This window comes from Bartonella sp. LJL80 (assembly GCF_054871565.1).
Window position 1 is genome coordinate 217,338 of sequence record NZ_JBTXLM010000004.1, and the last position, 26,862, is coordinate 244,199.

The window sequence follows — 26,862 nt, forward strand, 5'->3', positions numbered from 1 at the left end:
GTCAGCCGCGACCGCGATAGTTAGGCACATTTTGCTCTGGTATCCAAACGTTGCTAGGGGCTGTTCCTGTTTGCCAAAAAACGTCAATTGGGATGCCGCCGCGGGGGTACCAATAACCACCAATGCGCAGCCAGCGCGGTGTTAAAAGTTCTACCAAACGGCGTGCGATGCTGACGGTACAATCTTCATGAAAAGCACCATGATTACGAAATGATCCGAGATAAAGCTTAAGCGCCTTGCTTTCCACAAGCCATTGATCAGGAATGTAGTCGATCATGAGATAGGCGTAATCAGGTTGGCTGGTAATCGGGCATAACGAAGTGAATTCCGGAGCGGTAAACCGCACACAATAGTTTATGTCACTCTGCGGATTGGCGACTTTTTCTAAAACAGCTTCTTCAGGTGAGGGAGGTAAATCCGCGGCTTTTCCTAATTGGGTAAGGTTGGCATAGATAGATTGGTTCGGTGACATGTGTATTTCCTCTTGATGCTATTTACAGAATTCGTCGCTATCTAAACCAAATCTGGCTTTTTATTGTCACGGACTGCGCTGATCCAGAATGAATCGTCATCATAGATAGTAGGATCTGTAACGCCTGCAAGATGAAATGCCTCACGTCTTTCTACACATGTCCCGCAACGTCCGCAATGATGGTCACCGCCTTTGTAACATGACCATGTCTCTGCAAATGGGACTCTATTGATCACACCATCCGCTACGATAGCTGCTTTGCTTACATTGACGTAAGGCGCATAAAGCTGGCATTGACCGTCCAAAGACAGCTGCTCCATTGCATCAAACGCAGCTATAAAATCTGGGCGGCAATCTGCATAGATGAAATGATCTCCACCATGTACAGCGGTAGCAACTGTATCAGCATTGTTGGCAGCGGCAATGCCAAAAGCGATTGATAAGAATATTGCATTACGGTTAGGGACAACAGTCAATTTCATTGTCTCTTCAGCGTAGTGACCGTCTGGCACGTCAACATCACTCGTTAAAGACGAGCCGGATAGGTTTGTGCCTATTGAGGAAATATCAATCAAATGGAACGGCACATCAAGTTTTTCAGCGCATTGCTTTGCAAAGGCAATTTCTTTTCTGTGTCGTTGGTTATAATCGAATGAAATTATCCCTTGTAGGGCTTGGCGATGAAAAAGATGGTAGGCCAATGTGATGGAATCCAATCCACCAGAACATATAAGAAAAGCTTTCATATCAAGTCCTTGTTTTGACCGGGTAGGCTGCGACCGGATAGCTTTTCGGGTATCAAATCACCGGGAAGGAGTAAAGACGTTTATTCTTCTTTCTCACGCAGTCGCTCCATGTGACGTTGGAAGCGTTGATAAACTTCGAGATTCTTCTTCGCATTGATGGAAGGGAAATAAGTGCGTGTTTGAAGAGCAGACTTCTCCGAGATTCCATCAATAATAACGATCTGCTGTTCACCATTACGATTGGCTAAAACCAGGTTCCAAGGATTTAAATCGTAAAGGATAGCGGGTGTTTCACGAATCCAGATCTCAAATTGCTCCAATGCGGATCTGATCGGAGATGGATTGTTGGCAAATATAGCAACCGGCGGGGCAAAAGCATTATTTGCGTCTTTCTCTGCTTTTACCGTAAGCCCCCATCCAAGATCTGTTTGCTGCATACCTACAACGGAAAACATGTGAGGTTGCTGGCTTTCAGGTTTAGGGTTGATACGGATAATTTCACGAAACTCATGCATATTGACAGAATTTGCACCTAGCGGTTTAAATCTTTTCTTCCATGCAGGGACTTTATGTGTCTTCGCAATCCATTCGGGTCGTGGAACTTTGATTAACAGGTCTGGATCGTCGGGATGTACAAAAACGAGCCTGGCGTTTCCTTTGAAACGAGGCTCCAACCCCGAAAGTGCAACGAAATAAGGTTTCATATCTATTAAATCCGATTATCGCGGATAACTAGCTTATTTGCCGGAGATTTGCCACCCTTTAGATGTCAGATGTTCCTGGGGACGGTAGCGTTCCTTATAACCCATTTTTTCTGACCCTGCGACCCAGTAACCAAGATACACATAAGGCAAACCAAGTGACTTTGCCCGTTTTATGTGGTCTAGGATGACGAACATACCTAAAGACGAACTTCGTAATTCAGGAGAAAAAAACGAATAAACCATCGACAATCCATCATTAATGATATCTGTCAATGCGACCGCCAATAAAGGGCCTTCGCCTTTTCCTGTAATGCCTGTGTCAATCCCGGACCCGCGATATTCTATGAGCTGCGTATCGGCCCGCGTATCCTCAACCATCATCTGATAATCCAAAACTGACATCTCGCTCATCCCGCCATCAGGATGACGGGCATTAAGATAATCGCTGAAAAGTGCATATTGCTCCGACGTTATTTTTGGAGCGCAAATCGCACCAAAAATATGGGCATTCTTTTTTGTAACGCGCCTCATTGTACGATCCGGTTGGAAGGCATCGACTACAATGCGTATGGACACACACGCCTGACAGCCATCGCATACGGGTCTATAGGCGATATTTTGTGACCTCCGGAATCCCCCCTGCGTTAAGACAGAATTCATGTCACCAGCAACAGGATCACTCAGATAGGTGAAAACCTTGCGTTCAAAACGATCTGGTAAATATGGACAAGGCTGGGGCGCAGTTAGAAAAAACTGTGGCACATTTTTGTCATGCTCTGTCATATTCCCTAAATCCGCGATGTTAATAGCTAAGATTTGCGACATTCGCCGCAAACGTCAAGGGTAGAGCAAACAAAGTCACCGGTTTATCAGGCGTAAACCTGATTAAATTTAAACCGCTGTGCCGTAGAGATCATAAGCATCTGAATTTTCGACGCGAACAGTAACAAACTCTCCTACCCGCAAAGGACGCCGCGATGTGATGTGAACGACGCCATCAATTTCAGGCGCGTCATATTTGGTTCGACCTTTTCCAGATGTACCGGATGCTTCGTCAATGAGAACCTGCAATCGCTTGCCGACCTTTTTTTTCAAGAGGCCAGCCGATATATTTTGCTGCTGCGCCATGAAACGATGCCAACGGTTATCTTTGATTTCGTCTGGTACCATATCAAGACCTAGATCATTTGCGGCAGCGCCATGAACTGGCTCATATTTGAAGCAACCTGCACGCTCGATTTTCGCTTCAGCCAACCAGTCCAGAAGTATCTGAAAGTCTTCTTCAGTCTCCCCAGGAAAGCCGACAATGAAGGTTGATCGTAACGCTAAATCAGGACAAATTTCGCGCCATTTTTCGATGCGCCGACTTGTTTTTTCCAAATGGGCTGGACGCTTCATATGTTTCAATACGTTTGACGAAGCATGTTGAAAGGGAATATCCAAATAGGGTAGAATTTTTCCTTCCGCCATCAACTCAATAACATCATCCACGTGGGGGTAGGGGTAAACGTAATGCATTCGCACCCAAATCCCCATGTCACCGAGCTCTTTCGATAGATCAAGGAACTTTGCCCGAACTTGTCGATCTTTCCACGGGCTTTCACTATATTTCAGATCAACGCCATAAGCACTGGTATCTTGAGAAATAACCAGAAGCTCTTTAACACCAGCATTGACGAGCTTTTCAGCTTCACGCAAAACATCGGCTGCAGGGCGCGAGACTAAATCGCCACGCAGAGCCGGTATAATGCAAAAACTACACCTATTAGAACATCCTTCTGAAATCTTCAGGTAGGCATAATGGCGAGGCGTCAGGCGAATACCTTGCGGGGGAACGAGATCTACAAACGGGTCATGTGCCGGAGGCGCTGCCTCGTGAACAGCCTCCATAACACTTTCATAGGCTTGAGGTCCCGTAATAGCGAGAACGTTAGGATGCGCTTTGCGTATGACATCGGGCTCAGCACCCAAGCATCCCGTAACAATGACCTTACCGTTTTCCTTAATAGCATCGCCAATATTAGCAAGAGACTCATCACGGGCAGAATCCAGAAAGCCGCAAGTATTTACGATTACAAGATCTGCTCCCTCATGCTTGCGAGCAATTTCATACCCTTCAGCACGCAAGCTTGTTATTATACGCTCAGAATCCACAAGCGCTTTAGGACAACCAAGCGATACAAAGCTAATACGTGGCGCAGACATACTTATTCCCAAAAACAATATGGATGGACAACCTTGTATCCATTGCCGAGATTATAAATTGGCCGAAAAACCTTAAGTCAAACCTTGGTAGTAGACCAGATATTTTATGACATGCGGTATATTGCTCGTTTTTCGACTTTTTAACAAAAGCGCGAATAACATGAAGTTGTTAAGTTTGCTACCGAAAACCGCTCTCCTAAACTTTCGCGTCTAACAACGTGAAAGCTTTTAAATTGCGATAAACGGTTTCCAAAAGCCTTTTAATAACGTCGGATAAGGCCGACAAGCCGGCCCTGCAACCTGATGCGATCTGGCCCGAAAATACGCGTTTCATATGCAGGATTTGCAGCTTCCAAGGCAACCGAAGCTCCTTTACGACGATAGCGCTTCAATGTTGCTTCTTCATCGTCAACAAGCGCTACGACGATCTCGCCCGGATTGGCGGTATCTCCACGTTTGATGATCACGGTATCGCCGTCAAAAATACCGGCTTCAATCATAGAATCACCTTTCACTTCAAGCGCATAATGTTCTCCAACACCAATCATATCCGGCGGAAGCGATAACATATTGGTCTGTTGCTGAATTGCAGAGATCGGAACACCAGCTGCAATACGCCCCATAACAGGAACATTGACATTCGCAACAGCCATATCATTTGCTGAAGAAGGTGTTTGCGGCATGACATTTTTCAATGTCTGTCCTTTTGTTCCTTCTATCACACTCGGCGAAAATTTACGCGTTGTTGTGAGGCCAGGAGCAATGGTATCGGGAAGCCGGACAACTTCCAATGCACGCGCACGATTGGGAAGCCGACGGATAAAACCGCGTTCTTCCAATGCAGTTATCAATCGATGAATGCCGGATTTGGAAGATAGATCCAAAGCTTCTTTCATTTCGTCAAATGAAGGTGGGATGCCGCTTTCTTTAAGGCGGTCGTGGATGAACAATAAAAGTTCATATTGTTTGCGCGTAAGCATACAGCCTTCCAATCAACGAATCAAAATAGAAACAAAACCAGAACATACTCTATATGTTCATTAATTGTTCTACAAGTGTTTTCAGACGAGAAGAAGTGTGTTTATCGTGTAACTATCAACAGGGTAACGTCAGGCCTAGATGCCGGCTCCGTCTTGCAGTCCTTGCACGCGCGTTTTGTCCGGTCTGTTCGCTATTTGGTAGACAAATGGGCGCAACACGAAATCAAGCGCGATGACGAATAATGTCCCAATAAAAGATGTTGTGAGATGGTAAATGATAAGGCCGAAGAGTATCGCTGCCAAAAGCCGACCAAACAGTATTGAAGTAACGTTTTGATTGCTCAAGGGATGAATCCAGAGCTCTATCGCTTCTTTGACGATAGCCTTATCAGAATTTTTTAGTTTCTTGTCATTAGCTTCTGGTAAGTCGTTTACAGAAGCTACTGTTCCTAACGCGACGGTTTCGTTTGTATAGGGATCAATCAGTATGAAAGCGCCCAGGGTTTTGTCATCTTGATAATTTGATGCGACTATAGGCTTTTCTGTATTGATCGTTAGCCTGCCGATTTCATTCATCGTCAGTGTACTGTCAAAAATCTTTTGATAGCTATGGATATCAGTTTTATAATCGAGTGAAATTATTTTCATTGGCGTTGTAGCTGTGCCTATACGCAATAAAAAGCGGTCTTTTAGTGAAAGCTGTATAGGTCGCATCCATAAAATGTCGGTGCAAAAGCTCCGAGAGGCATTTATGGTATCTGTTGCAGATACCAAAACATCTCCACGCGATACATCTATCTCGCTTGTTAAGGTGACAGTTACGGCATCGCCGCTGGCAGCTTCTGTGACTTTGCCATCGCTTCCGAATATATCTTTAATGACTGACCGCGCTCCACTCGGTAGGGAGATAACTTCGTGTCCGCTTTTAACCTTTCCGGTTCCAATAGTTCCGCTGAAGCCGCGGAAGTCCAGATTGGGTCGATTGACCCACTGGACTGGCAAACGAAATGGCTTGTTGGTCGTATCATTATTTTTTATCGAAACGGTATCAAGATAGTCGAGCAGTGTTAATCCGTCATACCAGCTTAAATTTTCTGATTTATTTGCTAAATTGTCTCCCAGTTTCGCACTTAACGGGATGAATACGATCTGCTCAAAAGATAGGGCGGGTAGGAGCGTTGAAAATTCGTCAACGATGCTTTTGAACCGAATTTCGTCGTAGCTCACGAGGTCCATTTTGTTAACGGCAACAATCACGGAGCGTATCCCCACCAATGATGTGATGAAGGCGTGGCGGCGCGTTTGCGGAAGGACGCCCTTACGTGCATCGATTAGAATGATTGCAAGATCGGCTTGAGAGGCACCCGTGGCCATATTGCGTGTATATTGTTCATGTCCCGGCGTATCTGCAATGATATAGGAACGCTTTGTCGATGAAAAATAACGATAAGCGACATCTATTGTGATACCTTGCTCGCGCTCTGCAGCCAGACCGTCTACCAACAATGCAAAATCAATATCGTCCCCCGTTGTACCAAATTTCTTTGAATCGCTCTCGAGGCTCGCTTGTTGGTCGTCATAGATGGAGCCAGTGTCATAAAGAAGACGGCCTATTAGCGTTGACTTACCATCATCGACAGACCCACATGTTAAGAAACGTAACAGAGTGTTCTCCTGTTCTATAGGTCCATTGTCTTCATCGGGCGCTGCGGATAGACTTGCGGGTTGCATTGCCAAGCTCATCAGAAATAACCTTCTTGTTTTTTCTCTTCCATCGAAGCTCCGCCATCCTTGTCAATGGCCCTTCCTTGCCTTTCAGATATACGGGAAAGCAGCATCTCCGCGCGAATTGAGGGGAGATCGGATGCGAAGGATTTCACTGCACCGGTTAAAGGATAACAACCTAACGTTCGGAAGCGTACGCTCAATGATTGAAGTTGTTCGCCCGGTCTGAGAATCATACGTTCATCATCACGCATGATTAGCATTCCCTCACGCTCAACAATTGGCCGAATGGCTGCAAAATAAAGCGGTACAACAGGAATTTTCTCACTTTCGATATATTCCCAGATGTCACTTTCAGTCCAGTTTGATAGAGGGAAGACGCGAAAGCTCTCTCCTGGGTTTTTCCTCGTATTGAAAAGATTCCAAGGCTCGGGTCGCTGAAACTTTGGATCCCACCGATGCTCTTTGGAACGTAACGAAAAAAAACGCTCTTTAGCGCGACTTTTTTCTTCGTCACGACGCGCTCCGCCAAAGGCCGCATCGAAACAGTATTTATCAAGTGCCTGTTTCAGCGCCGCAGTTTTCATAATGTCAGTATGCATACGGGAACCGGAATCAAAAGGATTGATATTCTGTGCGATACCTTCTTCGTTTCTGTGTATGATAAGGTTCAATCCAAGCCTTTCGATCTCCCTGTCTCGAAAAGCTATCATTTCCTTGAATTTCCAACCCGTGTCGACATGAAGTAGAGGGAAGGGGGGCTTTCCAGGAGCAAATGCCTTCATCGCGAGATGCAGCATAACCGCTGAATCTTTGCCAATCGAGTAGAGCATTACCGGATTTTCTGCCGTCGCGACAACTTCACGTAAAATGAAAATCGATTCCGCTTCAAGCCTCAGAAGGTGCGGCTTCGACGTCATCGTTGCGCTCCAGAATTACGAGGAAGTGTCTTCGTGTGATCGATGACACTGTTTGGTCCATGTTTCACATGCAAACCACATTCCTTCTGGCTTTCACTCTCCCACCACCAGCGACCCGCACGCTCAAGCTCTCCAGTTTCAACCGCACGTGTGCAGGGCGCACAACCTATGGATAAAAAGCCTTTTTGATGAAGTGTATTGACGGGAATGGTATGTGCATCTGTATATCGCTTGATATCATCCCTTTTCCAATCAAAGAGCGGATTGATTTTTATAAGATTGTGCTCTGCATCGAAGGAGACAAAATCCGATGCGTTCCTTATCTCAGACTGATCGCGGCGTAATCCGGTTACCCAAACCTTTGCACCCGATAAAACATGTTTTAACGGCTTAACTTTTCTTATGTTGCAGCAGTTCTTGCGCATTTCGGATGCATAATAAAATCCGTTGATCCCCTGATCAGCGACGAGTGCTTCTATGTCATTTTGATCGGGAAACTTAACAGCAATGCGACAGCCATATTTTTCTTCGGTTTTCTGCCAAAGTGTATAAGTCTCAGGGAATAATCTGCCAGTATCCAGCGTTACAAGGCAAATATTGAGGCCAAGATTTGAAATGAGGTGCGTCAAGAGTTGGTCCTCAATGCCGAAGCTTGTCGTCAGTACGGCCTGAGAGCCTGCCAAGCTTTCAATCTTCAGCATGCGCTCGTCAAGGGAAAGCGCTTCAAAACCAGATGCTAACTGTGTTTCAATTTCACGCAAAGTGAGCGCCATTTCTTTCGCCTTATCTATTTATGAGATCAGGCCATCAAGATAGCGTGGAATGCCGCTAAATTCGGCATTGTATGTTCCAAACAAATGCCGCCGTGGAAATGTTTTTTTTACACGACGGCAGTAAATTGTAATTTAAATTTTAATGTTGTTTGCGAGTAACTTAGAAAAAGCCTTTTCGTTGCCACCAACCAGCCCGCTTAGGCTTTTCCTCTTCTATGGTTTCAGAGGACGTTAAAACCGGCTCAGAAGGTTCGGTATTCGTAACCACCTTACGACGTGAACGGCTGGGTTTTGGCTCAATAACCTCTTCTTTTGGGCTTGATATCTGAACTTCTTCAGCTATTTCTACCGCTTCCGCCTTCACCGCTTTTTTACGCGTACGTTTGACAGGTTTCTTTTCTTCTGCTGTCACTGATGCTTCAGGCTTTTCAGTTTCGGTAATAGATGAAGAAGCGATTGCGTTCATGCTTTCAGCTTCGGGCAGTTTTTCCGCTTTAGGCTTTCGTCCACGTTTGCGAACTGGCTTTACCGTTTCGGCATTTTCAACGACTGATTCGGCAACAACGTCATCACTCTTTTCGTTGCTATCAATTTCAGCGGACGAAACCTTACTATTTTCTCCACGTTTTTTCCGTTGTCTACGTGCTTGGGGTTTTACCGATTCCGTTTGTGTCTCTTCTTGTCTTGTCTGTTCCGCAACAACAGGATTAACGGCATTATTCGGATTTTCATTGCCAGTAAAACCAACCGGCTCCGCAGCAGGAACGCGGCGTTGACGACGTGCGGCCTTGATTTCTGCAAGTGCTTGTTCGGCAAACTCACCAACAGGTTCAGCGTAAGGAATGCGACGACGATCGAAATCGCTATCGCGATTGCGTCTGCCGCCCCGACGTCCACGCCTTCTGCGGCGTCGGCTATCTTCGTCACCCTGATCGTCGTCAGTTGCGTTTACACGCTGATTTTGATCGTCGTCCCGATCACTGCGCTTTCCACGACGGCGTCTGCGACGGCGCTGGCTATTATCAGCTGGGCTTTCTTCTTCAATCTCATCGACTACCGTTTCGATTGTTTCTTCTTCCGGTTCCTCTTCTACGGGAGGAAGTGGAGGCGGTGCCATAGGCGTCCCTTCAGCAGGTGTGCCTTTGTAGATCGCTAGATGTTGTGCACCAACGGCATCATCAGCTTCGATACTGATAGTGAGACCAAAACGCAGTTCCAAATCGCCCAAAACTTGACGTTTATGATTTAGAACATAGAGAGCTGTGGCAACCGGTGTCCGAACAATTATATTGAATTGCGGATTACGTAGAAGATACTCTTCAATGGAGCGGATAACGTGCAGCGCAACCGAAGAATCTGAACGAATATGGCCGGTGCCGCCACAATGCGGGCAGGGCTGCATCGTGCTTTCCAAGACAGACGCACGAATACGCTGACGGCTCATCTCCATCAGTCCGAAATGCGAAATACGGCCTACCTGTATGCGTGCCCGATCATCTTTAAGACAATCTTTAAGCTTTTTCTCGACAACGCGAATGTTCCGCTTTTCTTCCATATCGATAAAATCGATAACAACAAGACCAGCCAAATCGCGCAAGCGTAGCTGGCGCGCTACTTCTTCAGCAGCCTCAAGATTTGTTTGATAGGCCGTTTCTTCGATCGAATGCTCTTTGGTCGAACGGCCGGAATTCACATCAATGGCGACAAGGGCCTCTGTTTGGTTGATAACCAAATAGCCGCCGGACTTCAATGTCACCTGAGGTTGCAACATTCTGTCCAGCTGGGTTTCTATTCCATTACGCGCAAAAATGGGAAATGGATCGCGATAAGGCTGCACAACTTTGGCGTGGCTTGGCATTAGCATGCGCATGAAGTCTTTTGCTTCACGATAGCCCTGATCACCCGCGACCAATATCTCTCCGATATCCTTATTATAGAGGTCACGAATGGACCGTTTAATCAGACTGCCCTCTTCATAGACCAAAGACGGTGCGACGGATTCAAGAGTGAGATTACGAACATTTTCCCATAGCCGCATTAGATATTCATAGTCGCGTTTCACTTCAGCTTTTGTACGGTTGGCACCAGCCGTGCGTAGAATAACGCCCATACCTTTTGGGACATCGAGATCCTTGACAATATCCTTAAGACGCTTGCGATCTTGTATGTTGGTAATTTTTCTCGAAATTCCACCGCCGCGCGCGGTATTAGGCATCAAAACCGAATATCGTCCTGCGAGCGATAAGTAGGTTGTCAAGGCCGCGCCCTTGTTGCCGCGCTCTTCTTTAACGACTTGAACGAGAAGAATCTGACGACGCTTGATGACTTCCTGAATTTTATACTGGCGACGCTGTGTGCGTTGATGTGTCGGTACTTCTTCCAGCGCATCCTCTGCACCAACCATTTCGACGCTATCTTCACCATTGTCGTCATGATGATCATTATCGTCATGCTCGTCGTTTTCTAAAGCTTCGGACACAACCTCTGTTTCATTGGCAGCGGCGATAGTTTCGTCGCTCTTATCCTTTTTAGATTTCTTAGAGCGCTTTTTCTTCTGACTTTTTTCAGCCGCGAGATCGTCGGCATCATTTTCGTCAATAGCAGCCTTTTCCTCTTCTTCTAAAAGGGCAAGACGATCGGCTACGGGGATCTGGTAATAATCTGGATGTATTTCCGAAAAAGCTAAAAAACCATGACGGTTGCCTCCATATTCGACAAATGCAGCCTGTAGCGAAGGTTCGACACGCGTAACACGCGCTAGATAAATATTACCTTTTAACTGTTTTTTATGTTCCGATTCGAAATCGAATTCTTCAATGCGATTGCCGCGAACAACAACAACCCGTGTTTCCTCCGGGTGGGAGGCATCGATAAGCATTTTGTTTGACATTATATGAAATCCTGAAGGCGACATGCGCAAACCCCGTCAATATGACACCGGGGATGCCAAGTTGAAAGAAGCGCAGTCTGCCAATGAAAAGGTGTTTTGTCAGGTCATCAAGATGGGTGGCTGAGCGCAAATGCCTGCTAGCATGTGCCGCTCTCGTAATTATCTTCACCATCTGTTTTGTATGACTCATACTCTTGCGAGTCTCCGGCAAAACAATTTTAAAATAGTTCGGCTACCCGAACCAGCGAAACTTAAATCACACAAACCTGTTATCAAGATACGCTGTGGTCATGGTGCCTCAGCTGTATCAAAGACCAAGAGTCTGCGGGCTTTTGCGCTGGAAAGCATTCACGCGCTTGATTGAATAATCTATCGCACATTGTTTCCCAAAGCATAAAAAGCCAATCATGCTTTTATGTCGATATCGTGATGATGACAAGTGACAATCATAAAGTGCGGCTATTAATCAGCATCTTATTGTTTTATCGGACTGGCAATTGCCAAGAGATATTGTCTTCATGCCAAACTCCTTGAAATTGCCAAATACAGCCCATAAGAACATCGATTCTCTAGAATGAGTTGAACAATACGCGACGGAAGGGAAAAGTAGGAGTAATGAGAGAGAAAGCGATACAATGGTGTTCAGGATCACGATGGAACCATTTTAAACGTTTTTTGGCTCTCTTGTTTTTACTGTTGACCACTTGTTTCATCGGACAAGTAAACGCGCAACAAGCATCTGTTCTTGGACTTGTGAACCTACGTGTGGCAGGGGATGACTCGCGATTGCGTTTGATCGCCGTATTTAACACGCGTCCGGATTATAAATTGTTGCTGCTTGATTCCCCCGCACGGTTGGTCATTAATCTGCCAGAGGTGGATTTCTCCGCGCAAAAGCAGCCACCTGCAAAAATGGGGATGGTTAAAGATATCCGTTATGGTGTTTCCGGGCCGGGTGCTGCTCGTATTATCTTAACGACCGTTACGCCCTTCAACATCGAAAAAGATACTGTTCAGCAACTGGATGGTGGACTCTGGCAGCTTGTTGTTGACCTGACAAAAGATAGCCGACTGAATTTTGATAATGCGCTGAAAAAACAGCGCGAGTTAAATTCGTCATCCAATACACCTGTGGCAAACATTGCTTTACGACCATTCCGTGTTGTCATTGATGCAGGGCACGGCGGTATCGACAGCGGGGCACAAGGAATTAGCGGGATATTAGAAAAGGATGTCACGCTGGCTTTTGCAAAAGCGCTTCGCGACCAATTAGAGAAAAAGACGGCTTTAGACGTTTTTCTTACTCGCGACACGGATGTTTTCTTACGTTTGAATGAGCGTGTCCAAAAAGCCCGCGGCTTTGGTGCTGATCTATTCATTTCAATTCATGCGGATACGATTAATACCAGTTCTCTGCGCGGTGCAACAGTTTATACGATCTCAGACAAAGCGTCGGATGATGTCGCACGCGCCCTAGCGGAACGGGAAAATAAAGCCGATCTTCTCGATGGTCTGCCGGCGGATGAAACGCCCGAGGTCACAGATATTCTGATTGATTTGACACGGCGAGAGACGCATGCCTTTTCTGTAAATTTTGCGGATCGAGTCGTTATGGGGCTTTCCCGCAGCAACATAAATTTGATTAAAAATCCACATCGCTATGCAGGGTTCCAGGTATTGAAGGCACCGGATGTCCCCTCTGTTCTGATAGAGATCGGGTACCTTTCGAACAGAGAGGATGAAAGGTTGATTTCAGATCCAATATGGCGGGCGAGGATGGCAACGGCTATTGCAAATGCTGTCTATCAGTTTGCCGAATATCGAAGTGGGCGGGCGAACAATCCACAATAAGAATAAAACCTCACTGGAAAAAGCCGTTTAAAGCCTTAACTTTGACATCAAAATGCAGAATAATACGAAATAGCCTTGTCTTTGTCGCAATTCCGATGCACATGCGGCGCGTGGCTGGCAAGTGAACGACCGTCTTGGCCTTGGTGAATTATAGAGAAAGCGACATCCGATTACAATGATGAGGTTTTTTAGATATTTTCTCGGTGCTGGTGTGGCTATCGCGCTCTGCACTCCATCTGTTCATATTGCAGCCGCTCAGAGCCAACCCCAAGATGATGAGCTGCCTGATTACGAGGTTCTGGCGAAATATGAACCGCCGGTAATGACCCGTATTCATGCTGCAGACGGTGGTCTTATGGCGGAATTCGCAACCAATCGTCGGCTCTATCTTCCGATTCAGTCGGTTCCTGATCTCGTTAAATCAGCTTTTATCTCAGCGGAAGACAAAAACTTTTACACACATTTTGGTTTGGACCCTGAAGGTCTCGCCCGCGCTATGGTTAGCAATGTGCGTAATCTCGGTTCCGGTCGACGTCCGGAAGGCGCTTCAACCATCACCCAGCAGGTTGCAAAGAATTTTCTTCTGAGTTCCGATGCGACAATGGAGCGTAAGGTCAAAGAAGCTATTCTTGCCATGCGTATTGAGCGCGCTTATTCAAAAGATCGGATTTTAGAACTCTACCTCAATGAAATCTATTTGGGGCGCGGCGCATATGGTATTGCCGCTGCCGCTCTGACCTATTTCAATAAGTCTGTTAATGAATTGACTTTGGAGGAATGTGCTTATCTCGCCTCTCTTCCTAAAGGGCCAAGCAATTATGATCCGTTCAAGCATACCCAGCGTGCCTTGGATCGACGCAACTGGGTGATCGACCGGATGGTGGAAAATGGCTATGCCACAGCTGCGCAGGGTGAACAGGCAAAAGCAAAACCCCTAGGTGTTACACTTCGTGGCGACGACACTTATATTTTTGCAGCCGATTATTTTACCGAGGAAGTCCGCCGTCAATTGATAAGCCGTTATGGCTCCAAATCGCTTTATGAGGGTGGTTTGTCGGTACGTACGACACTTGATCCGAATTTACAGGTTATGGCGCGTCGTGCTTTGCTGGATGGCTTGATAAAATTTGATCAGAACCATGGCTGGCGTGGCGCCTATAAGCACATTGATGTTTCAGGTGATTGGGGGACTGCGCTGGGTGATGTAACTGGTTTTAGCGATGTTCCGGAATGGCGTCTGGCAGTGGTTCTGTCGATGGCTCCGGATAAGGTTGAAATTGGTTTGCAACCAAAGCGTGAGGTTTCTGGGGCACTTTCCAAAGAGCGTGATATTGCAACGATTTCTGCGGGCGACATGAAGTGGGCGCTGCGGATGGTTGATAAAAACGGACGACGTTCCACTGCTAAAAATCCGACCGGCGTTTTTCAGGTCGGTGATGTCGTTTTTGTACAAAAGAAATCAGGTGCTGATAACGCCTATCTCTTGCGCCAGCCTCCAAAAGTGGAAGGGGCAATGGTTGCTATGGAGCCGAGGACAGGTCGTGTTTTAGCGATGGTAGGCGGTTTCTCTTTTGCCGAGTCGGAATTCAACAGAGCAACGCAGGCTTATAGACAACCAGGTTCTTCATTTAAACCTTTCGTATACGCAGCGGCCCTAGACAATGGTTATACACCGGCTTCGGTGGTTTTGGATGGCCCTGTCGAGATCAGTCAGGGAAATGGACAGGTTTGGCGTCCAAAAAACTACGGCGGTACGTTTGCGGGGCCATCAACACTGCGATATGGCATTGAGCATTCGCGTAACTTGATGACCGTTCGTCTTGCTAACGATTTAGGTATGCCGATCGTTTCAGAGTATGCTGAACGGTTTGGTATTTACGATAAATTGCAACCCTATCTCCCGATGGCGCTTGGGGCGGGTGAAACGACTGTTTTACGGATGGTGACCGCTTATTCTGTGATTGCAAATGGCGGTCGTTCCATCTCGCCATCGCTTATCGACCGTATCCAAGATCGTTACGGTAAGACGATTTATCGCCACGATCAGCGGCAATGCGAAGGCTGCAATGTTCAGGCATGGAATAACCAGCCTGAGCCTACTTTGATTGATGAACGTGATCAGGTTTTAGACCCGATGACCGCCTACCAGATTACATCAATGATGGAAGGTGTTGTTCAGCGGGGTACCGCTGCACGATTAAACTATCTAAAGCGTCATATTGCGGGCAAGACCGGAACAACAAACGATTCCAAAGATGCCTGGTTTATGGGCTTCACACCGAATATTGTTGTTGGCGTGTTCATCGGATATGATCAACCGGCATCATTAGGTTATGGCGGTACAGGCAGTTCTTTGGCGGTGCCTGTTTTTGGACAATTTATGGAAAGCGCCATGGTTGGACAACCTGATGTCGACTTCAAAGTGCCAGATGGTATGATACAGATGGCGATTGACAGAAAAACAGGTATGCGTGCTGAACCGGGGGACAGCAATGTCATTGTGGAAGCTTTCAAACCTGGTACAGGCCCAGCCGATGTTTATCAGGTTATTGGTGGTGCAGAATCCTTCCAGGAAGGTGTGCCGGTTGCTCCGACGTCACCACAGGTGAATAAAGCTATTCAGAGTGGTTCCGGTGGACTTTACTAAGCGGGTATTTTCTTTGACATGACCGTTTGATGTGAATAATGTCCGGCGGCGATTAAATGCTGCCGTGTCATCAAGAAGTGCCAGACCTAGCTGGTGCCCGGTTTTTAATCGCGCACCTTTTGGTTGTTGGACTTAATATTTTGGAATTGAGAATTCTTATTATGCGTGCAGAAATTGAGACTTTGGTTGATGAAATCAGGCAGGCTATATCCCTGCTGAGGAGGCATCTTTGACTGGGATCAGTCACTGAAGCGCTTGGAATATCTCAATCAGAAAGCTGAAGACCCTAGCCTCTGGAATGATGCGCAACAAGCGCAGGATCTCATGCGAGAGCGTCAAAGATTAGAGGATTCAATAAACGGTATCAATGCTTTGACTCATACGCTTGATGATAGTGTAGAGCTGATTGCTATGGGTGAAGAAGAGAACGACAGCGCCATAGTTGATGATGCTGAGACGGCTATTCGCGGTCTAAAAAGCGAGATTGATAAGCGTCAGATTGATATGCTTTTGTCTGGCGAGGCGGATGCCAATGATACATATCTTGAAGTTCATGCCGGTGCCGGAGGTACTGAAAGTCAGGATTGGGCGTCGATGCTGTTGCGCATGTATACGCGTTGGGCAGAGCAGCATGGTATGAAAGTCGACGTGCTGGAAGTTCATGATGGAGAAGAAGCGGGAATCAAATCCGCGACTATTTTGGTCAAAGGGCATAACGCCTATGGTATGTTGAAAACGGAATCGGGCGTCCACCGCTTGGTTCGTATCTCGCCTTACGATTCGAACGCGCGTCGTCATACGTCATTTGCCAGTATCTGGGTTTATCCGGTTATCGACGATAATATCGAAGTCGATGTGTCCGAATCCGATGTGCGCATTGACACCTATCGCGCTTCGGGTGCTGGTGGACAGCACATTAACACAACCGATTCAGCCGTTCGTATTACCCATATCAAAACAGGTATTGTGGTTCAATGCCAAGCTGAACGCTCGCAGCACAAGAACCGCGCTGCGGCTTGGTCGATGTTGAGAGCGCGTCTATACGAGGAAGAGCTCAAAAAACGTGAGGACGAGGCCAATGCAGTTGAGGCCTCTAAAACGGAGATCGGTTGGGGGCATCAAATTCGCTCTTATGTTCTGCAACCATATCAGTTGGTTAAAGATTTGCGTACAGGGGTGGAAAGTACGGACCCGCAGGGCGTTTTGAATGGCAATTTAGATGCATTTATGGAAGCGGCACTGGCTCAACGCGTTCATGGCGGTGGCGAAGAAGTTGAAGACATCGATTAGGCAACAGCGCCTATTCGTATGAATAAGCCCCATTTTCCGAAAAGCATAAGCTGAATGTTTTAACTGATGACCGTGATAGCTTTTCTTGCTGTCATCATTGATCGTGATACCGTTTGTATCCAACAGCATAGCACATCGTTTTCAAATCTATGGCGCGCGCGATAACGTACCATACGTTACGAACTGTAACCTATTCAACCGTTAGGGCCGGTAACAATCGGGTCTATGCCAGCTGACGCTGTGAAAGTAAAATCCTCGACAAGAGGAGCAGCTTTGGCTGGTTTATGAGGCATGGTTTGCCTTAGTACAATAGGCTGCGTGGTCGTGAAAATGAAAGTCTGTCCCGCAGACGCTGCATTGCCAACAGCAAAAAGTAATGTGCTGATTATGATGGAGTATGAAATATTACGCATAGCCTGAACCCAGAATTTTAAGGCTTTATTAGTTCATGAAATTATTAATAAAGCCTTAAAGCTCAGTCAGTCTTCTAAAGAAGACGCGGCTTTTAATACTGCTTCTGCGTGGCCTGGGACGCTTACTTTTCTCCAAGCGTCAGCAATTTTCCCGTCTGCATCAATAAGAAACGTACTACGCTCAACGCCCATATACTTTTTGCCATACATGCTTTTTTCGACCCAAACGCCGTAAGCTTCCAGAGTTTGTTTTTGTTCATCTGAAACGAGAACGACATCTAAATCATGTTTGGCTTTGAATTTATCATGTTTTGCGGGTTTATCTGGAGACATTCCGATAATCGTCACGCCGATTTTATCAAATTCTGGTTTCAGCCGTGTAAAATCAACGGCTTCAACAGTACAGCCGCTGGTATCGTCTTTAGGATAGAAATAAAGTACGACGGGTTTTCCGCGAAGTTGTGAGAGCCGAATTTGGTTTCCACCATCGCGAGGTAGATCAAAATCGGGTGCGACGTCGCCTTTTTCTGGCCTTGCCATAACACTGCCTTTCTTTTGTTGGTAAGCGTAAAAACTTCATATCAATGACAGGAATCGCCATATAATAGTGTTATAATGAGTTTAGCAAAATTCTGGTCGCCGTCTATGGCTAACGGATAACGGGATTGTTTACGATTTGTCAGATCCACATGAAGAAATCCGTTTTAATAAACGAGATATTAAAAGCCTAGATAACTTTCCTTCGGCCGTACATACCGATGGCATGAAGGTGAAAACGCCGCGTCTGCGTAAGAAACGATTGCGTCGAACACGAAGAGCGGTTCTATGGGCATCTTCCTTTTTAATTCTACTTTTTATCGTTATCGTTGTCCTACTTAAAGTCGGGATTACGGGTTCGTTTCTGACGTCGAAGATGCAAGCCGTATTGTCCCAGCAATTGGGGGATATCGCTGAGGCTACAATATCTGATGCCCGATTATCGCTCGATGAGGATTACCATATCGCGTTAGAGGCCCGTAATGTTTATGTGAAAGACATAAAAAATGGACTTCAAGTCGATCAGATTGGTGTATTCAAAGTTGGTCTTTCGACTTTGGGTTTGCTGCGCGGTAAACTGCAGATACAGCAAATTGAGCTTCATGATGCCAATGTTATTTTGCCACAGTCGCATGACAGTAATTTTATGGCCACTTTACCAAAGGATCAATTCGGTCGCGTCGATCCAGATGCTATAGCCAATGGACTTTTCCCGGCATTTGATAAAGGCACAGATCTGCTAAAAAAAATGTCTGTAAATGCGATCATTTTTAAAAATGTGTCGTTCAGATTGCCTGCGGACGATAGTGTCCCGTTGCTCATCGAAGATTTCGGATTGCGTAATCGTTGGAAAACGACAGTGTTGGAGTCGCAGTTGCAATGGGATGGTAAAGAGATCGGTTTAACTGGCAGTGCGAACTATGTCGAAGGTCATGCAAGTGATATTCAAATAGCAGTTAGATCATTACCATTGCACTTAGGAGCCGCAGATGGGGTCTCACCGTTTCTCGCGGACGGACGGACGAATAATGGGCATTTCCGGCTCAAAGGGAACATGGATTTAGGCATCGATGCCCACCGTGCAAGTCTTGGCGATGCCCCTGTAATTCATATGCAATTGACAATGCCTCAGGGGGAAATGGATGTTGGTACTGCCCAGGATATCCCTGCTGCTTTTGACATTAATCTTGTTCATACACCCTTGAGCGGTAAGATAGAGTTAGCACCGTCAAAGTTGATTATGGGTGGCGTCAATATACCGTTTGATGGTGCGCTGGGCGTTGTCCCCGCTGCAGGCAATGGAACTAAGCCAGATAATGATTATCGTTTTGAAATTGTTGCACATAACGCTCAAAGTGCAACGGAAGATGTGCCGGATATAGCTCTTAAATTTGAAACCAAACTGGCTGGTCAGTTCAATTTGTCAGAAAAAAGGGCCGTTATTGATGAAGTTGCGGTAAATACACCACATGGAAGTTTGATCGGGCAAGGCAGCTTGCGTTTCGGGGAAGGGACACCGGAAACGATATTCGTTCTTCATGTGCCGCAGATGGATGTTTCGGAGGCAAAGCAGCTTTGGCCGATAAATATCTCACCGGGAGCAAGGCGCTGGGTTGCGTCTCATATCTATGGTGGGCAGCTAAAAAATGGGACTATCGAGATCGCATTGCCGTTAGGTCTCTTTCGTTCTGGTATACCTGCGGGTCAGCTCACGGAGAAAGAGATAAGAATTCGTTCTGAAGTCCTCAATACGCGTTCTGATTTGGTGGGGGATTTACCTGCCTTGCGTGATGCATCTGGAAAGATAGCAATCGATGGCACTACAACAACCATAACCTTAGATACTGGAATAAGCTATCTCTCAAATGATCGTAAGTTGCAGGCTGTGGAAGGCACCTTAATTATACCGTGGGGGCCGCAGCGCCCTGTATATGCTGAAATGAATCTTGTGGCACGTGGTGATGTTGCAGCTGCCGGTGAGATGATTGGATATAGTCCAATCAATGCACGTAACCAACTTCCATTCAATCCTGACCGGGCTGTGGGAAACATTGAAGCAGAAATTGATCTTCGTTTTCCCGTTACACGTGATGAACCGCGTGGGGAAGTCACTTATGCGGCACATGTGGGTTTCTCAGATTTTTCTTTGTCAGAACCTTTCAATGACGTAATGGTAAGTGCTGCATCCGGTATGGCCGAAGTTAATAAATCAGGCGTTATTCTTGATGCCAGAGGACTTATGAATGATCTGCCCGCTGACGTAAAAATAGTACAGCCATTTAACCACTCAGATTGGAAAAAGAGCGAGAAAATAACACTTACTTTGGATGATTCGGTACGGAGTAAGCATTTTGCATTTCTGAACAGTTTTCTATCAGGGCCAATAACGGTCGATGTTGGCCCCGAAAATAGCGGAAAACGACATTTAAATGCTGATCTAACGAATGCGAGTTTAGAATTTCCTTGGGTGGGCTGGAAAAAAGGCAAAGGCATCGGAGCACATGCACAGCTTGATGTGCCATCTGATATTAGCAAAAAAGCGGAATTCAACGTCGATAATTTCGCGTTAACTGGCACAAATTTGCAAATTGCTGGGACTATCCATGTCAAAGATAAGAAGCTGTCCAGCGCAGAATTTACCAAGGCGAACTTAAGTCGAGGTGACAATTTAGCATTAAAAATTACGAGTTCTGGCAAGTCGTATCGCATTGATGCGAATGGGCAAAGTTTTGATGCGCGCGCTTTAATCCAACAACTGGGTAAAGTTGCCTCCAGCTCAGATGGCGGAAACGCCATTACACTCCGCGCTTCGCTTGCAAGCTTGACAGGCTTCTACGGGGAGGCATTAAATTCAGTTTCGGCTTCATATGACTCAACGTTACAGCGCGCGTCGCAGCTCAATCTAACCGCGAAGACAAGCAATGGATTACCAGTCGATGTTGAGTTAAGCAACAATCAGGGGCTGCAGTCGATCACGGCCACCAGCGCCGACGCTGGGTCTGTTCTCAGATTTATGAATTATTATGATAAAATACGAGGCGGAACGCTCAAAGCCAATTTGAGATCCTCGCCTGGTCAGCCTCTCGCCGGACCAGTGAGCGTTCGTAACTTTGCTGTTGTCAACGAACCAAAACTCGCCAAACTGGTATCATCTCGTCCCGCGACCGGTGGCAAAAGTCTTAATGATGCCGTTAAAGGCCGTATTGACAGTTCGAGCGTTGGTTTTGATGTGGCATATGCACATATCGGAAAGGGAGATAATTATGTTGTCCTGGATAGGGGCGTTTTACGCGGCCCTACAGTAGGTGCGACATTCCAGGGCGTTCTGTATGATTCTTCGGGTAATATGTCGATCACCGGAACTTTCATGCCCGCTTACGGTTTGAACCGGCTGTTTGGTGATTTACCTATCATCGGACAAGTGCTTGGCAATGGCCGTGACCGTGGTTTGATCGGTATTACTTTCAAGATCGAAGGAAATGCGAAGCAGCCGCAAGTCATGGTTAATCCAATTTCCGCGATCGCACCTGGAATATTTCGTTCGATTTTTGAGTTTCAATGATTTGACGTCTTGGCTAATGCCGTGGCCATAAGGTGCAAAAAAGCACGGGTTGCCCCGTGCTTAGAACGCTGGAACGGCAAAAACTTATACAGGCTTGACCAATACGTGTTTTTTTCTTCCAAATGAAATTTTAATCACGCCTTCAGCCGTCACATCGGCCTCGCCGATAATGCGTCCTTCTTCGCTTACCGATTGATCATTTACACGGACACCGCCCCCTTGAACGTGACGCCGTGCTTCCCCATTGGATTTAGCAAGTCCTGCCTGAACCAAAAGGGCCAATAAACCTGTTCCGGATTTCAATTCGCTTACGCTGATATCAATCGTTGGGAGGTCGTTGCCCAAGGCTCCTTCTTCAAATGTCTTTCTCGCTGTTTCAGCCGCCGCATCCGCGGCTTCCCTGCCATGCAGCATAGCAGTGATTTCTGTCGCCAACGTTTTTTTCACATCGTTGATTTCAGACCCCTGTAGAGCCGCAAGCTTGGTAATTTCATCCAGAGGCAATGTGGTGTAAAGTTTCAAGAAACGCGGTACATCCGCATCCTCTGTATTGCGCCAATATTGCCAGAATTCATAAGGTGAAAGCATATCGGCGTTAAGCCAAACAGCACCATTGAGCGACTTACCCATTTTCGCTCCCGAAGATGTTGTGAGCAATGGAGATGTCAGTGCATAAAGCTGCGGTGTTCCCATACGATGACCAAGCTCGATACCATTTATGATATTTCCCCATTGATCCGATCCGCCCATCTGCATGCGCATATCGTATCGCTTGCTGAGTTCAACGAAATCATAGGCTTGTAAGATCATATAATTGAACTCAAGGAAGGAGAGCGAATGTTCACGATCAAGCCGTAGTTTTACCGAATCGAAAGACAACATTCGATTGACCGAAAAATGACGGCCAACATCACGCAGAAATTCGAGGTAGTTGAGGTCGCGCAACCAGTCGGCATTGTTGACCATAACGGCGTCCGTAGGTCCATCACCAAAAGTCATGTAATTTGCAAAGACCTTTTTGATTCCAGCTATGTTCTCAGCTATTTTTTCCACAGTAAGAAGTTGGCGCGCTTCGTCTTTGAATGAAGGGTCACCAATCATACCGGTACCTCCACCCATGAGTGCCACTGGACGGTGACCGGTTTTCTGCATCCAGTGCAGCATCATAATCTGGATCAAGCCACCAGCGTGTAAACTCGCAGCTGTGGGATCAAATCCGATGTAACCAGTCACTGTTTCCCTGCAAAAAAGCTCATCCAAGCCCTTTTCATCGGACATCTGGTGGATAAAACCACGCTCGCTCATAATATTCAGGAAATCGGATTTAAAACCGGACATTGGTCATGTTCCTTGGTAAAAGTTTAGGGCTATTAATAAAATTAATTCTTAGATAGTCGCGTTTATCATAAATGGACCGCGATTCACAAGGAAGCAGAAAATGTCCGTAGTTAAATTGGCGATAGGTTTAATGAGCGGAACATCGATGGACGGTGCTGACGCGGCCCTAGTGAGAACAGATGGGCTTTGTCATGTCGAGGTGCTGAACCACGGTTCTGTTCAATACAGCGAAACCTTCCGCAAAAAGCTTAAAAATAGTCTCAATGATGCCGAGGCGATCACTATCTCTACTGATAGGCCAGGAAATTTGCGGCAGGTTGAAGTAGAGCTGACCGATATTCATGCTCAGCTTGTACGAAAAATATTGAAAGATGCGTGCGTAAGCTATCATGATGTGGATATCTTGGGATTTCATGGACAGACGGTACTCCACAAGCCGGAGAAGGCACTGACCGTTCAAATTGGCAATGGCCAACAGCTAGCAAATGAAACGGGTATTGATGTCATCTATGACATGCGCCAGAACGACATCGCAAATGGTGGACAGGGTGCGCCTTTAGTTCCTGTTTACGATCGAGCACTTGCAACGAAACTATCCAGCGAAATCGACTTTCCGGCCGCATTTGTAAATATTGGTGGCATTTCAAACATGACTTTTGTCGATGCACAAAACGGTTTGTATGCGTTTGATTGCGGCCCCGGTAATGCTCTCATTGATCAGTGGATGTCGATGAAAACCGGGGCGCCATTCGACATGGATGGTTGCGCGTCATTGAGAGGGACAGCTATAGACAAGATTGTTTCAAATTATGAAAAGCATCCCTTTTTCTTACAAGAAAAACCAGGGTCGCTTGATTGGCGCAGCTTCGCACCATTATCTGATATGGCGATATCTGTGGAAGATGGTGCAGCCTCTTTAAGCTATATCACGTCTTTTGGTATTATGAACTCACTCAGGCATCTCCCAGCCCGTCCAAAAACCATTATATTATCTGGCGGCGGGGTGCACAACCAAGCCATCGTAGCAGATCTTGAGCAAATGGCTGCGCAGCATGGGATCAATGTTATTAAGATAGAAGCATTGGGTTATTGTTCCGATTCTATTGAAGCGGAAGCGTGGGCTTATTTGGCGGTACGTTCTTTTTATAGGCTTCCTTTAACCTACCCGACGACAACAGGTTGCAAGCGGCCTGTCACTGGCGGGCTGATGGCTTATAGTGTGTCAGAGAGATCAAAACATCGCGGGAAGAAAGATGAAAAATCCTATCAACCGGCAGTCGATTACTCTCGGATAAGTTCGCAAGTGCTTTCCGCGATAAAAGCTCGTATTGGCAAGTTTTGGAAGGACGCGTCAGGTGAAGCCCAATTGGCTCATAGAGAGATCGTGAATTGGATTGTTCTTGATAATTTCTCAGCTTTGCCAAAAGCTTTCGCCGAATTTTGGGCAATCATCGCGCCATTCATTCATGAAATGGAAGATGTAAATTTTACTGTGTCATTCGCCGCGCCAAGAAACAGCGACAAAGCGAATGAAGCACAGTGCAATCTAACAGGCACAAAAATAAGAACTATTCTGTATATCGATAGGAATAGCGATTTTTGCGATGCCATAGATGGCAACTTGGCCCGATATATGAATTTAGAGGAAGACGACTAACGTAAGCGCTTCATTCTGGGTTCTGAGAGTTCGCCGGCGAGACGACGATCCAGATACTCAGAACAGTCTTCTATAAGTTCGTCTACTCTTCCTGCAAAAAAGTGGTTGGCGCCCTCAAGTGTTTCTTGCGTGATCGTTATACCCTTCTGGGTTTTCAGTTTGTCAACCAAACCCTGTACATCTTTCGCTGGTGCAACGCGATCAGCGTCACCGTGAATGATAAGGCCGGACGAGGGGCAGGGAGCCAGAAACGAGAAGTCATAGATATTCGGTTGTGGTGCTACAGAAATAAAACCTTCTATTTCGGGACGCCGCATTAAAAGCTGCATGCCAATCCAAGCTCCAAATGAATAACCAGCCACCCAGCAATTCTTTGAATCGGGATGCAGCGCCTGCACCCAGTCGAGCGCGGCTGCTGCATCGGAAAGTTCGCCGGCACCGTGATCAAATTCGCCCTGACTCCGGCCAATGCTGCGAAAATTAAACCGTAAAGTGGTAAATCCGCGTTGTTGGAACATATAAAATAGATCATAAACGATTTTATTATTCATCGTTCCACCAAATTGCGGGTGCGGGTGTAAGACTATCGCTATCGGGGCGTTCTTTTCATGCGATGGTTGATAACGTCCTTCCAGACGACCGGCGGGACCATTAAAAATGACTTCAGGCATAAAGCGCTCCTTAAGAAACGGATATATGAATAAGATCACACTTTTAATGGGTGAAGTTCAAATAACCGTTTGGTAAAATTGTCTGTATCTTATGTGCTAGATAGTCTCTTATGGGTGCAAATTTCAAGGAAATTGCGCTATGAGGTTGTAAATTGATTTCAAAATAAAGCTATCAGGAACTCGGCATGGCCATTCAACGCTGCTACCTAGATTACAATGCGACGACACCGCTATCGACTGTTGCTCGTGAAGCATTGATAGATGCCTTGGATATCTATGGTAATCCATCATCAGTACACCAAGAAGGAAGGGCTGCAAAAGCTCTTTTGCAAAAAGCACGGCGTCAGGTGGCCGAGAGATTGAATGCTGATGCGGAAAACATCGTCTTTACGTCTGGAGCAAGCGAGGCGGCGATGACGTTGCTAACCCCATCTTATCAAATGGGGCGCGCTGACTTAAGGTTTTCCCGCCTATATATTGGCGCGACCGAACATCCATGTATTGCTATGGGGGGGCGTTTCGATGCGGACGCTCGAACAGTCATTCGTGTAGACGGGTCAGGTCTGATCGACATGGCATATTTAAAGGACCTTCTGTCCGCACATAACAATGCGTTTGGCCTGCCGTTGGTGGCGATACAAGCAGCAAATGGTGAGACTGGGGTGATTCAGCCTATAAGGGAAATTGCTGATGTCGTAAAACAAAATGGCGGCGTGCTCATAGTCGACTTGGTTCAATATGTAGGCAAATGGCCGGTGGACGTGACAACATTTGGCGGTGATTTTTTCATCATTGCAGCCCACAAAATTGGAGGTCCTAAGGGAATTGGTGCCTTCATTTCGAATGGGGCTGTCCTTATGCCCAAACCACTCATAGTCGCTGGCGGGCAAGAGAAGGGGTTCCGGAGTGGAACCGAAGCATTACCTCTCATTGCCTCCTTTGGTGCGGCAATGGACAATGCTCCAACCCCATTGGATATTGAACTCATGGAAAAATTACGCTGCCATTTGGAGCACGGATTACGCCGTATAAGTAATGAAATAACCATTTATGGGCATCAGTCACCAAGATTAGCGAATACGACATATTTTTCTATGCCCGGTTTAAAAGCTGAGACACTACAAATTGGTTTCGATCTGGCCGGGTTCGCAGTCTCTGCCGGTTCGGCCTGCTCATCGGGAAAGGTCAAGGCAAGTAGCGTGCTGTCAGCTATGGGGATTGATCAACCTGACGGTGCAATTCGCGTTTCAACCGGTTCCTCAACGCAAGTAACAGACATTGACCGTTTTCTTGATGCATTCGAGAAAATGGTACGCAATGTCAAAAAATAGAAAACGGCACTTGAAATCGACTTTAGAACTGTTTTAAACAAGCATTCAACTAAGCTTGACTAGATTTCTCATGTTTTGCATTGAAGTCTGGTTGGTGTCACCCTAAATTCGGTTGTGCTTTACAAGTACGATCGACAACTGCCGGCTTTT

19 protein-coding genes and 1 pseudogene are annotated in these 26,862 nt (G+C 46.4%); 6 read left to right on the forward strand and 14 right to left on the reverse strand.

What is annotated here, in order from left to right; translation table 11 throughout:
- Position 1: 1 nt before the first annotated feature.
- From queF to ACYSNS_RS07885, 10 genes are all read right to left on the reverse strand, one after another.
- The gene (queF, locus tag ACYSNS_RS07840; protein WP_461722592.1) at positions 2–472 is read right to left on the reverse strand and encodes a preQ(1) synthase; all 471 of its coding nucleotides are present in this window, start codon (positions 470–472) and stop codon (positions 2–4) included.
- Between the two features lie 41 nt (positions 473–513).
- On the reverse strand, positions 514–1,218 hold the full coding sequence (queC, locus tag ACYSNS_RS07845; protein ID WP_461722593.1) for a 7-cyano-7-deazaguanine synthase QueC: 705 nt from the start codon (positions 1,216–1,218) through the stop codon (positions 514–516).
- A gap of 80 nt (positions 1,219–1,298) precedes the next feature.
- Positions 1,299–1,922: a YrbL family protein gene (locus tag ACYSNS_RS07850; RefSeq protein WP_461722594.1), complete on the reverse strand. Its 624-nt coding sequence runs from the start codon at positions 1,920–1,922 to the stop codon at positions 1,299–1,301.
- Between the two features lie 33 nt (positions 1,923–1,955).
- Positions 1,956–2,705: an arginyltransferase gene (locus ACYSNS_RS07855; protein ID WP_461722595.1), complete on the reverse strand. Its 750-nt coding sequence runs from the start codon at positions 2,703–2,705 to the stop codon at positions 1,956–1,958.
- A gap of 108 nt (positions 2,706–2,813) precedes the next feature.
- On the reverse strand, positions 2,814–4,127 hold the full coding sequence (rimO, locus tag ACYSNS_RS07860; protein WP_461722596.1) for a 30S ribosomal protein S12 methylthiotransferase RimO: 1,314 nt from the start codon (positions 4,125–4,127) through the stop codon (positions 2,814–2,816).
- 260 nt (positions 4,128–4,387) lie between these two features.
- Positions 4,388–5,107, reverse strand: coding sequence for a transcriptional repressor LexA (gene lexA / locus ACYSNS_RS07865; protein WP_461722597.1), 720 nt, complete (start codon positions 5,105–5,107; stop codon positions 4,388–4,390).
- A gap of 135 nt (positions 5,108–5,242) precedes the next feature.
- Positions 5,243–6,850, reverse strand: a complete 1,608-nt coding sequence (gene cysN / locus ACYSNS_RS07870) for a sulfate adenylyltransferase subunit CysN (RefSeq protein ID WP_461722598.1) — start codon at positions 6,848–6,850, stop codon at positions 5,243–5,245.
- Positions 6,850–7,752 carry a sulfate adenylyltransferase subunit CysD gene (gene cysD, locus ACYSNS_RS07875; protein ID WP_461722599.1) on the reverse strand — a complete coding sequence of 301 codons (903 nt, stop codon included), beginning with the start codon at positions 7,750–7,752 and terminating at the stop codon, positions 6,850–6,852. The genes cysN and cysD overlap by 1 nt, the downstream gene beginning before the upstream one ends.
- Positions 7,749–8,525 (reverse strand): phosphoadenylyl-sulfate reductase, encoded by a 777-nt coding sequence (locus ACYSNS_RS07880; protein ID WP_461722600.1) that lies wholly within the window; start codon positions 8,523–8,525, stop codon positions 7,749–7,751. Before ACYSNS_RS07880 ends, cysD begins: the two co-directional genes overlap by 4 nt.
- 160 nt (positions 8,526–8,685) lie before the next feature.
- Entirely contained in the window at positions 8,686–11,415 is a 2,730-nt protein-coding gene (locus ACYSNS_RS07885) for an Rne/Rng family ribonuclease (protein WP_461722601.1), read from the reverse strand.
- 615 nt (positions 11,416–12,030) lie between these two features.
- Between ACYSNS_RS07885 and ACYSNS_RS07890 the strand changes: the two genes are divergently transcribed.
- The 3 genes from ACYSNS_RS07890 to prfB all read left to right on the forward strand — a co-directional run bounded on the left by ACYSNS_RS07890 (position 12,031) and on the right by prfB (position 17,203).
- Positions 12,031–13,266 carry an N-acetylmuramoyl-L-alanine amidase gene (locus tag ACYSNS_RS07890; RefSeq protein WP_461722602.1) on the forward strand — a complete coding sequence of 412 codons (1,236 nt, stop codon included), beginning with the start codon at positions 12,031–12,033 and terminating at the stop codon, positions 13,264–13,266.
- Between the two features lie 175 nt (positions 13,267–13,441).
- On the forward strand, positions 13,442–15,913 hold the full coding sequence (locus ACYSNS_RS07895) for a penicillin-binding protein 1A (protein WP_461722603.1): 2,472 nt from the start codon (positions 13,442–13,444) through the stop codon (positions 15,911–15,913).
- A gap of 161 nt (positions 15,914–16,074) precedes the next feature.
- Positions 16,075–17,203 (forward strand): peptide chain release factor 2 gene (gene prfB / locus ACYSNS_RS07900; RefSeq protein WP_461722604.1). Its coding sequence is split into 2 segments (ribosomal slippage): positions 16,075–16,143 and positions 16,145–17,203, totalling 1,128 coding nucleotides; the frame shifts between segments, so codons are not numbered across the junction.
- A 194-nt stretch (positions 17,204–17,397) separates the two neighbouring features.
- Here the strand turns inward: prfB and ACYSNS_RS07905 are convergent.
- Both ACYSNS_RS07905 and bcp read right to left on the reverse strand, forming a co-directional pair.
- Complete coding sequence (locus ACYSNS_RS07905) at positions 17,398–17,616, reverse strand: hypothetical protein (protein ID WP_461722605.1); 219 nt, start codon at positions 17,614–17,616, stop codon at positions 17,398–17,400.
- Positions 17,617–17,682: 66 nt separating this feature from the next.
- On the reverse strand, positions 17,683–18,156 hold the full coding sequence (gene bcp, locus ACYSNS_RS07910; RefSeq protein WP_461722606.1) for a thioredoxin-dependent thiol peroxidase: 474 nt from the start codon (positions 18,154–18,156) through the stop codon (positions 17,683–17,685).
- Positions 18,157–18,292: 136 nt separating this feature from the next.
- On the opposite strand from bcp, the gene ACYSNS_RS07915 reads away from it, so the two are divergent.
- Entirely contained in the window at positions 18,293–21,715 is a 3,423-nt protein-coding gene (locus ACYSNS_RS07915) for a DUF3971 domain-containing protein (RefSeq protein WP_461722607.1), read from the forward strand.
- An 84-nt stretch (positions 21,716–21,799) separates the two neighbouring features.
- Here ACYSNS_RS07915 and tyrS read toward each other — a convergent pair whose 3' ends face one another.
- Entirely contained in the window at positions 21,800–23,053 is a 1,254-nt protein-coding gene (gene tyrS / locus ACYSNS_RS07920; protein ID WP_461722608.1) for a tyrosine--tRNA ligase, read from the reverse strand.
- 100 nt (positions 23,054–23,153) lie between these two features.
- On the opposite strand from tyrS, the pseudogene ACYSNS_RS07925 reads away from it, so the two are divergent.
- Positions 23,154–24,266: pseudogene (locus ACYSNS_RS07925) on the forward strand (anhydro-N-acetylmuramic acid kinase); the annotation flags it as partial.
- 440 nt (positions 24,267–24,706) lie between these two features.
- On the opposite strand, the gene ACYSNS_RS07930 reads toward ACYSNS_RS07925, so the two are convergent.
- Positions 24,707–25,381 (reverse strand): alpha/beta hydrolase, encoded by a 675-nt coding sequence (locus ACYSNS_RS07930; protein WP_461722609.1) that lies wholly within the window; start codon positions 25,379–25,381, stop codon positions 24,707–24,709.
- Positions 25,382–25,566: 185 nt separating this feature from the next.
- Between ACYSNS_RS07930 and ACYSNS_RS07935 the strand changes: the two genes are divergently transcribed.
- Positions 25,567–26,712, forward strand: a complete 1,146-nt coding sequence (locus tag ACYSNS_RS07935; RefSeq protein ID WP_461722610.1) for a cysteine desulfurase family protein — start codon at positions 25,567–25,569, stop codon at positions 26,710–26,712.
- Positions 26,713–26,862: the final 150 nt, after the last annotated feature.